The following is a 9379-nucleotide window of genomic DNA, read 5'->3' on the forward strand; positions in this document are numbered from 1 at the left end:
GCCTCGCAGCGCTTCTGGGCGGCGTTGACGTAGGTGCGCGCCGCTTCCAGCGAGATGTCGCCGGCGTTGTGCGTGTCGAAGGCTGAGCGAAGAATCTGATCATTCATGGCGTCCCCTTTATCCAGATTAAGATGGCTTGATGGCGGGCCGGCCTCGCCAGGCGACTGCGTCCGGGCCGACCGCCTCCTCGATGGCCGCGTACGCCTGCCGCAGTAGCGCCTCCACCCGCCGCCAGTCGCCGGGCACGTCGGGCGAGTAGCGGCCGGAGATGCGGTCGACCACGGCCGTGGCCTGGGCGCGGTAGACGGCTGACTCGCGCATGCGCTCCGGCGTCTGGTTGAACAGCGCGGCGTGGAGGTGGGCGAAGGCGTCCACCACTGGCTCGATCTCGGCCGGCGTCGGTTCGTCGTTCGCGGGCCGGCCGCTGGCGACCTCGGCCAGCCGCCGCCGGGCCGCGGCCCGGTGGACGACCCAGTAGTTGAGCTCTACGCCGGCCAGTTCGGCGGCGCTCATCCGGCAGCCTAACGATCGGCGCACCCGCGGGTAGTAGGTGAGCAGGTAGCGGCGCGCCTTCGGCAAATCGCTGGCGTCCAGCGGCGCGAAGGCCATCGCCGCGCGGGCCGATTCATAGCTGGCCCGCACCGCCGTCAGCGGCCCCATGTGGAAGAACTCGCGATGGGTGGCGATCAGCAGGCGAAACTCGCGCAGCCATTGGCGGTGGTAATACGCTTTCCACAACTCCGTTTCCAGATAGGCGATGCGGTTGGCCCGGGTAGAAGGTTGATGGGTCATGCGATGGCCTCCTCCACCGGCGCGCCCGGCTCGCTCAGCCGCCGGTTCAACTTGCGCCACAGCACGCCGCCCAGCGCCAGTGTCTCCAGCGTGCTGGTCACGGCGAACGCGGCCGGCACGGCGACGACGCCCAGCGGCCGGATGAAGACGGCGATGAGGATGATGCGGCCGATGAGCTGGCCGGTGTTGGTCAGCAGCGGCGTGCGCGTGTCGCGCAGGGCGATCAGGCCGCGGGTGACGACCTCCGTAGCGACGTAGGCCGGCAGGGCGATGGCGTAGACGACGAGCACCTGATAGGTCAGGTCGCCGGCGGCGGCGTCGAAGGCGCCGCGCTCAAACAGGATGCGGATGGTCAGCCGACCCAGCAGCAGCAGCGCGGCCACGGCGGCCAGCGCCAGCCCGATGGCCGCGCCCAGCGACACCAGTTGCGTCCGCCGCATCTCGCGCCAGCGGCCCGACTCGGCGTGGCCGGTCAGCCGTGGGAAGGCCGCCTGGCCGACCGCCTGACCCAACAGGGCGATGGGCAGGCCGACGAGCAGGAAGGCGTTGTAGAGCGCCGCCAGCCCGGCCGCCTGTGGGGCGCGGGTGGCGAACGACGTATCCACGATGAAGCCGGAGTAGTTGACGGCGACCGACAGGCCGTTGGGGATGAGCAGGCGCACCACCTCGCGCAGCCGGGCGTCGGCCAGGTCGAAGGCCAGCGCCAGCCGCCCGCCCCCGCCGCCGACCAGCCCAGGAGCCAGGATGATGACCTGGAGCGTCGCCCCGCCGATGACGCCCAGCGTTGGCCCCATGATGCCCAGCCCGTCGATGAAGCGGCTGGCCAGGATGCCGGCGATGAGGGCCACGTTGTGGCTGACGACCGATAGCGCCGTCGGGAAGAACTGGTTGCGGCTGTTGAGCACCGCCGTGGCGACGCTGCCCACGGCCAGAATGAGCGGTTGCAGCAGCATGACCCGCGTCAGCGTCACCGTCAGGTCGCTCGTCGGCCCGTCGAAGCCGGGGGCCAGTACCGTCCGCACGAAGAACGGCGTGAACAGGCCGACGACGACGATGATCAGGGCCATGAAGGCCAGCAGCGCCGTCAGCACCAGCCCCACCAGTCGCCAGGCGGCCGATTCGCCGTCGTTCTGGCGGGCGCTCAGCAGGACGGGGATCATGGCGCTGGAGAGCGCGCCGCCAGCGACCAGGCTGAACAGCGTGTCGGGCAGGCGGAAGGCGGCGTAGTAGGCGTTGGCCTCCGTGCTGACGCCGAACTGGGCGTTGAAGAGCACCTGCCGCACCGCGCCCAGCGCGGCCGAGGTGAAGAAAGAGGCCATCAGGATGAAGCTCGCCTCGGCGATGCCGAACTGGCGGCTGAACAGGCCGCGCAGTGACAGGCCGCCGGCCGGCCAGGTGGGGCGGATGACCTGCGTCCAGCGGCGCACGGCCGCCGGGGCGGTGCGCAACGGCTCCAGGATGTCGGCCGCCAGCGGGAAGCCCATCCAGGCGCTCTGGGCCAGCGCCGTGACCCCGCCCAGGCGCACACGCCGGCGCGGCGCGCCCTCTGGCGGCGCGGTGGTCGGAACAGGAGCGGTTATCGTCATGGCTACTCCGTATTTGTCACTAACGCTTTGCGGCGAATAATGATATGATACGGGCGCTCAGCGTGGGGTGACAGACCATTCGCTGTCCAATCACTGCTCAATTTTCACCGTCGCCAGTTTCGTTCAACTTGTTAATCTGCGTAATCTGCGAAATCTGCGGATTCCCCCCTTCCGAGGCGGCTATGGCGGGTTCTTTGCAGGAACGATTGGAACAGGCGCGGCGCGGGCGCTTCGTCGGCCGCGAAGCCGAGCGCGATCTGCTGCGCGAGGCGCTGGCCGGGCCGGAATTGCCCTTCTTCGTCCTCCACCTCTTTGGCCCCGGCGGCATCGGCAAGACGAGCCTCATGCGCGAGTTCGCCTACCTCGCCCAGGCGGCCGGGGCGCGGGTGGCTTTCCTCGATGGCCGGGGCATCGACGCCGCGCCCGACTTCTTCTTGCGCGCTCTCGCCGCCGCCCTGCGCCTGCCGGCCGAGACCGACCCCGTCGCCCATCTGGCCGACGCGCCGGGCCGGCTGGTGCTGCTCGTCGATACCTACGAGGTGCTGACGCCCATCGACGGCTGGCTGCGCGAGCAATTCCTGAGCGAGTTGCCCGCCGACACCCTGGTAATCCTCGCCGGGCGGCGGCCGCCGAGCCTGCCCTGGCGCACCGACCCCGGTTGGGCGGAGATGATGCGCATCCTGCCCCTGCGCAACTTCAACCCGGAGGAGAGCCGCGCCTATCTGGCGCGGCGGCATGTGCCCGCCGACCAGGTCGAGAGCGTCCTCGATTTCACCCACGGCCACGCCCTGGCCCTGTCGCTGGTGGCCGATCTGTACGACCAGGGCGCGACGACCCACTTCCGGCCGGAGGTCGCGCCCAACGTCATCCAGACGCTGCTGGAGCAACTGGTACAACAAGTCCCCAGCCCCGCCCACCGCGCCGCGCTGGAGGGGTGCGCCCTGGTGCGCCTGACGACAGAGTCGCTGCTGGCCGAACTGCTGAGCCAACCGGCCGGCAGCGCCGAGGTGCACGACCTGTTCGAGTGGCTGCGGGGGCTGTCGTTCATGGAAGCCGACCGGCGCGGCATCTTCCCCCACGACCTGACCCGCGAGGCGCTGCTGGCCGACGTGCGCTGGCGCAACCCCGACTGGTACGGCGAGTTGCATGCCCGCGCCCGCCGCTACTACATGCCGCGGGTGCAAGCCGGCTCGGGTCAGGAGCAGCGCCGTCTTCTCTCTGATTATGTCTACCTGCACCGCGACAGTCCGTCGGTCAAACCGTTCTTCCTGTGGCAGGAGTCGGGGACAGTCTTCACCGACGGCCTGAGGCCGGAGGATGTCGAAAACCTGGCGGCGATGGTCGAGCAGCACGAGGGGGACGAGTCGGCCGCCTTGGCCGTGCACTGGCTGGATCGCCAGCCGGAGGGGGTCAGCGTGCTGCGCGGCGCGACGGGGGAGGCAGTTGGCTTCCTCGCGCGCGTCCGCCTCGAAGGGACGACGGCCGGCGACCGGGAGCGCGACCCCGCCGTGCGCGCCGCCTGGGACGTGCTTGCCCGCCAGCCCTCGCGCGCCGGCGAGACGGCTACGCTGTTCCGCTTCTGGATGGCCCGCGACACCTATCAGGGCGTCTCGCCGGAGCAGAGCCGCATCTTCCTGAACATGGTGCAGCACTACCTGGCGACGCCCGGTCTGGCCTACACCTTCCTGCCCTGCGCCGACCCCATCTTCTGGCAGGCGCTGCTGAGTTACGCCGACCAGACGCGGCTGCCGGAGGCGGACTTCACCGTGGGTGGCCGCCACTATGGCGTGTACGCCCATGACTGGCGCGTCACCCCGCCGCTAGCGTGGCTGGAGCTGATGGCCGCGCGCGAGATGAATATGAACGTTGGCCCGTCGGCGCCCCGGTCGGCGGGCGAACCGCTCATCGTGCTGAGCGAGGTGGAGTTCGCCACGGCCGTCCGCGACGCGCTGCGCGACTACACCGACGTGACTGCGCTGACGACCAACCCGCTGCTGCGGTCGCGTCTGGTGCTGGCCGAGGCTGGGCCTAACGCGCCGGTCGCCGCCCGCGCGCCCGCGCTGCGCCGTGTTCTGCGCGAGACGTGCGACACGCTGCAAGAGTCGCCGCGCCTGGTCAAATTCCACCGCGCCCTCTACCACACCTACTTCCAACCCGCAGCTACCCAGGAGCAGGCGGCGGAGGTGCTGGACTTGCCGTTCAGCACCTACCGCCGCCACCTCCGCTCGGGTATCGAGGAACTGACCTCCCGGCTGTGGTCACGAGAGATGGGCAACCTGGAGATGTGAAGAAATGGCTACGGATTGGGACGGATAATACGGATTTCTGTTTGAATCCGTATTATCCGTCATGATCCGTAGCCATTCATTAAGAACTGTAAGCATTCGTCGGTCGGGCCGTCAGCAGGTAGTACGCCTCGCCCAGCACGAACAAGACCTGCACGCCCACGGCCGCCGGCAGCAGCCACGGCGACGGCAGGTCGATGCCCACGATGAAAATCTCGTACAGGATCGACAGCCCGGCCAGCAGGTGGGTGATGATGCTGACGATGAGGATCTCGCGGGCGCGCGACGGCCGGCGCGACGCGGCCCAGACCATCAGCGACAGGCCGATCAGCGCCGATCCCAGCACCAGGGCATAGACGCGCGTCTGCGCCTCCGGCCAGCCCAGCGCCCGCAACAGGCCGCTCAGGTAGAACTGCAACAGGACGCCGGCGAACAGGTTAAAAGCCGCGTCGGCGCGCATGACCCAACGAACGGTGTTCTCGCTCACGGTAAACCTCCATCAAGATAAGTCTGCCAATACCGTGAATCATAAAGCCGGCCGAGGGTCGGGCGACAGATCAGAAGGTGTTCATTTCCTATCCAGTATGATACCTATCTGGGGGATTAAGAGGAACACAGAGGGACACTGAGATCACACGGAGTTCCACAGAGAGGAATTCAGAGCCTCTGTGGAACTCTCTGTGATCTCTGTGTCTCTCTGTGTTCCTCTTCTTTACTGCTTATAACCGAACAGGCGTAGCCATTCGTCCAGATCGTCGGCGTCGTCTTGCTCTTTCTTGGACTTCTTGGCCGGCGCGGCCGGGGGCGGGGACGCGGGTTTGGGGGCGGGGCGGGGCTTCGTCTCCGGCTCCGGGCCGAAGAGCGCCAGCCACTCCTGCATCTCGCCGGCGCTCATCGCCGGCGCGTCGGGGCGTTCGGGCGGCGGCTTGGACTTGTCGCCGAAGGTGCGGTCGGCCATCATGGCCGCGGCGAACGCCTCCGAACGCTGGACGGTCACGCGCCGCCGCTGGGCCGCCGCAGCCACGGCCCGGTCGCTGCTGACCACGATGAATTCGGCCGGGTTCTTGATTTGGTCGATGCGCCGGATGAGCAGGTCGTCGGCCGAGCGCCCCTCCGGGGCGAAGATCGCCTTCACGCCGCCGCCCGACAGGTGGTAAGACTCGCCGCCGGGCAGGCCGGCATCGAAGATGACGGTCACGCGCCGGCGCGCATCGGCCAGCGCCCAGCGCCGCAACAACTGCGCCAGCTTGGCCTCGTCGTCCGGGTCGGCCAGCGACAGGCCAGGCGTGCGGGCGATCAGGTTGTGGCCGTCAATCAGATAGTTCATCGCGCCCTCAGAAGAATCATCCGCAGATTTGGCAGATTAGGCAGATTCAAGCGTTCGGAATGGACGTCACCCGTTGCACACGAACAACCCCAACGGCTATGGAAAATCTGCCGAATCTGCCAAATCTGCGGATAACTCCCCTTATCCGATAATCTCTAGTCCCGCGAAGCTGGCCGCCAGCCGCTTAATGCCCACGCCGGGGAAGGCCACGGTCACTTCCTCTTCCTGGCCGCTGACCTTGCTCTCGATGACCGTCCCCTCGCCGAACTTGGTGTGGCGCACGCGCTGGCCTGTCTTGTAGCGCGTCGCGCCGGTTTGCGTCCCGCGCGGCTCGTCGGTCTGGCGATTGGGTGTGGGCAGCCGGCCCCCGTCCTCGTCCTCTTCCCGCTGCCCCATTCCCCAGCGGCGATCCGCCGGCGGCCGGCGGTCGGCCGTCGGCGGTCGCTGCCCGGTCGCCCCGGGTCGCCCCGACGCCCAACTCGTCGCCCCCGGGTTCCACGTGCTGACCCGGTCGATGCTCTGCCGCCGCCGCTGGCCGGGGTTGTAGCCGTCCACCAGTCCCTCCGGGATGTCGGCTAGGAAGCGCGACGGCACGGCCACCGAGCTATCGCCCCACGACGTGCGCCGGAAGACGTGGGACAGATAGAGCAAATCCTTGGCGCGGGTCAGGCCAACGTAGAACAGGCGGCGCTCCTCGGCCAGCTCCTCCTCGCTGTCCATCGACCGGCTGTGGGGCAGCAGCCCCTCCTCCAGCCCGGTGATGAACACCACCGGAAACTCCAGCCCTTTGGCCGCGTGCAGTGTCAGCAGCGTCGTGGCCGGCACGGTGCTGTCCAGGTTGTCGGTCTCGGCCACCAGCGCGACCTGTTGCAGGAACTCGCTCAGAGTCAGCCCGTCCTCCACGCCGGCCACGCCGCGCAACTCCATCACGTTCTCCCAGCGGTCGGCCCCCTCGTCCGTGCCGTCGTCAAGGTAGCTCTTGTACTTGATCTGATCCAGGATGGCGTCGAGCAACTCGCCCACGCCGACCCGCTCGCGCAGGGCGTACCAGCCGGCCAGCAGGCTGCCGAACTGTTCCAGGGCGTGGTAGGCCCGGCCGTTGAACGGGTGCTGCACGTCCGCGTCGGTCGCCAGCCGCAGCAGCGCCTCGGCCGGTTGCAGCCCTTGCGCCGCCGCCCACAGGTAGAACTGCTGCTGTGTCGTCTGGCCGATGCCGCGCGTGGGCACGTTCAGAATACGGTTCAGGCTGACCGAGTCGTACGGGTTGTGGACGACGCGCAGGTAGGCGATCACGTCCTTGACCTCGCGCCGCTGGTAGAACTGCGTCGCGCCCACCAGCCGGTAGGGCATGCCCTCGCGGACGAACGCCTCTTCCAGGGCGCGCGACTGGGCGTTGGTGCGATACATCACCGCGCAGGCGTTGGGGCTGCGCCCCTGGAGCATGAGCGTCTGGATGGTGTTGACGACGGTATTGGCCTCGTCCTCCTCATTGTACGCCTCGCGGACGGCGACCTTGGCCCCGCCATGCCGCTCGGTGAAGAGCTTCTTGGGGATGTGGTCGTAGTTGCGGCGGATGACCTCCATGGCCGCGTCGAGAATCACCTGCGTCGAGCGGTAGTTTTGCTCCAGCAGGATCGTCTTGGCCTCCGGGAAATCGCGGTAGAAGTTCTGAACGTTGCGATAGTCCGCGCCGCGCCACTTGTAGATCGACTGGTCGGAGTCGCCCACGGCGAAGAGGCTGTTGCGGTCGCCGGCCAGCTGGCGCAGCAGTCGGTACTGTGTGGCGTTGGTGTCCTGGAACTCGTCCACCAGAATGTGGTGGTAGCGCTCCTGATACTTCGCCAGCACGTCGGCCCGCTCGTCGAACAGCAGCACGGCGTTCATCAGCAGGTCGTCGAAGTCCATGGCGTTGTTCGTCCGCAGCGCCGCCTGATACCAGTCATAGACGCGGCGCGTGACCTCGCCGGCATAGTTCGTGGCCTGGTAGGTGTCGGGCGTGATCAGGTCGTTCTTGGCGCTGCTGATGCCGTTCAACAGCTTGGCCGGCGGCCAGCGCTTGTCGTCCAGGTTGAGCGCGGCCAACGCCTGCTTGACCACCTGAAGCTGGTCAGCCGTGTCGAAGATGACGAAGTCGCGCTGGTAGTGGGTCAGGTTGTCCACCTCGCGGCGCAGCAGGCGGGCGCAGATGGCGTGGAACGTGCCCATGTTCAGCCCCTGCGGCCGGCCGCCGAGCAGCGCCTCGATGCGGTGCTCCATCTCGCGCGCCGCCTTGTTGGTGAAGGTGACGGCCATGATGTGCCAGGGGGAGACGCGCATGTCCTGGATCAGGTAGGCGATGCGGTGGGTCAGCACGCGGGTCTTGCCGCTGCCGGGGCCGGCGACGACGAGCAGCGCGCCCGGCGGGGCGCTGACGGCCGCGCGTTGGGCGGGGTTCAGTTTGTCCAGCAAATCCATGCGCCTATTCTATTACATCCGCCGCCCGCGGGCACAGCGTAGGGGCAGACCTGTGTGTCTGCCCTCTGGGCAGCGTGTCTGCCCTCTGGGCGCGGACACCGTAGGGGCAGACCTGCGTGTCTGCCCTCTAGGCAGCGTGTCTGCCCTCTGGGCGCGGACACCGTAGGGGCAGACCTGTGTGTCTGCCCTTTGCACGCGCAACCCCAAGACACACGTAGTCCCAGGGCGCACACGCAGGTGCGCCCCTACAGCAGGTTGAGACGTTGCCAACTTTTCCGCTATAGTTGGGTATGGCTTCCCGAATAGTGACCGAGTTAATCATTCTGACGCTGCTCATCCTGCTGAACGGCCTGTTCGCCCTGGCCGAACTGGCGATTATCTCAGCCCGGCGCGAGCGCTTGCAGACGATGGTCGACGGCGGCCACGGCGGCGCGGCCGTCGCCCTGCGCATGTCCCACGCCCCAACCGATCTGCTCTCCACCGTCCAGGTCGGCATCACCCTGATCGGCATCCTGGCCGGCGCGTTTGGCGGGGCGACGCTGACCGCGGAGCTGGCCGGCTGGCTGGCTCCCGCGCCGGTCATTGGCCCCTACAGCCAGGCGGTCGCCCTGATCATCGTCGTCGGCCTGATCACCTTCTTCAGTGTTGTCATCGGCGAATTGGTTCCCAAGCGGCTGGCGCTGCGCAACCCGGAGCGCATCGCCGCCTCGGTCGCCAAGCCGATGTACGCCCTGTCCCGTCTGGCCCGGCCGGTCGTGCGCTTGTTGACGTTGGCGACGGAGCTTGTCCTGCGCCTACTGGGCGTCCGGGGTGAGAGCGGGGCCGCCACCGTATCGGAAGAGGAGATTCGGATGCTGTTGGAGCAGGGAGCGCAGGCCGGCGTCTTCGAAGAGGCGGAGCGGGTGATGGTGGATAGCATCTTTCGCTTCGGCGAC

7 protein-coding genes are annotated in these 9379 nt (G+C 68.0%); 2 read left to right on the forward strand and 5 right to left on the reverse strand.

What is annotated here, in order from left to right; all coding sequences use genetic code 11:
* Positions 1-126 precede the first annotated feature (126 nt).
* Both ACE3UY_RS05520 and murJ read right to left on the reverse strand, forming a co-directional pair.
* Positions 127-792 (reverse strand): hypothetical protein, encoded by a 666-nt coding sequence (locus ACE3UY_RS05520; protein ID WP_374686550.1) that lies wholly within the window; start codon positions 790-792, stop codon positions 127-129.
* Entirely contained in the window at positions 789-2378 is a 1590-nt protein-coding gene (gene murJ, locus ACE3UY_RS05525) for a murein biosynthesis integral membrane protein MurJ (RefSeq protein WP_374686551.1), read from the reverse strand. The genes ACE3UY_RS05520 and murJ overlap by 4 nt, the downstream gene beginning before the upstream one ends.
* A 182-nt stretch (positions 2379-2560) precedes the next feature.
* Between murJ and ACE3UY_RS05530 the strand changes: the two genes are divergently transcribed.
* The gene (locus ACE3UY_RS05530; protein WP_374686552.1) at positions 2561-4666 is read left to right on the forward strand and encodes an ATP-binding protein; all 2106 of its coding nucleotides are present in this window, start codon (positions 2561-2563) and stop codon (positions 4664-4666) included.
* Between the two features lie 79 nt (positions 4667-4745).
* Here ACE3UY_RS05530 and ACE3UY_RS05535 read toward each other — a convergent pair whose 3' ends face one another.
* From ACE3UY_RS05535 to ACE3UY_RS05545, 3 genes are all read right to left on the reverse strand, one after another.
* Complete coding sequence (locus ACE3UY_RS05535) at positions 4746-5150, reverse strand: hypothetical protein (RefSeq protein WP_374686553.1); 405 nt, start codon at positions 5148-5150, stop codon at positions 4746-4748.
* A 225-nt stretch (positions 5151-5375) separates the two neighbouring features.
* Positions 5376-5990 carry an NYN domain-containing protein gene (locus ACE3UY_RS05540; RefSeq protein WP_374686554.1) on the reverse strand — a complete coding sequence of 205 codons (615 nt, stop codon included), beginning with the start codon at positions 5988-5990 and terminating at the stop codon, positions 5376-5378.
* Positions 5991-6131: 141 nt separating this feature from the next.
* Positions 6132-8444, reverse strand: coding sequence for an ATP-dependent helicase (locus tag ACE3UY_RS05545; RefSeq protein ID WP_374686555.1), 2313 nt, complete (start codon positions 8442-8444; stop codon positions 6132-6134).
* 305 nt (positions 8445-8749) lie between these two features.
* Here ACE3UY_RS05545 and ACE3UY_RS05550 point away from each other — a divergent pair.
* Positions 8750-9379, forward strand: a 630-nt coding sequence (locus ACE3UY_RS05550) for a hemolysin family protein (RefSeq protein ID WP_374686556.1), incomplete at its 3' end; no start/stop codon positions are given.

The organism is Promineifilum sp. (SeqCode), assembly GCF_041918635.1.
In the GTDB taxonomy this organism is placed as follows: Bacteria; Chloroflexota; Anaerolineae; order Promineifilales; family Promineifilaceae; genus Promineifilum.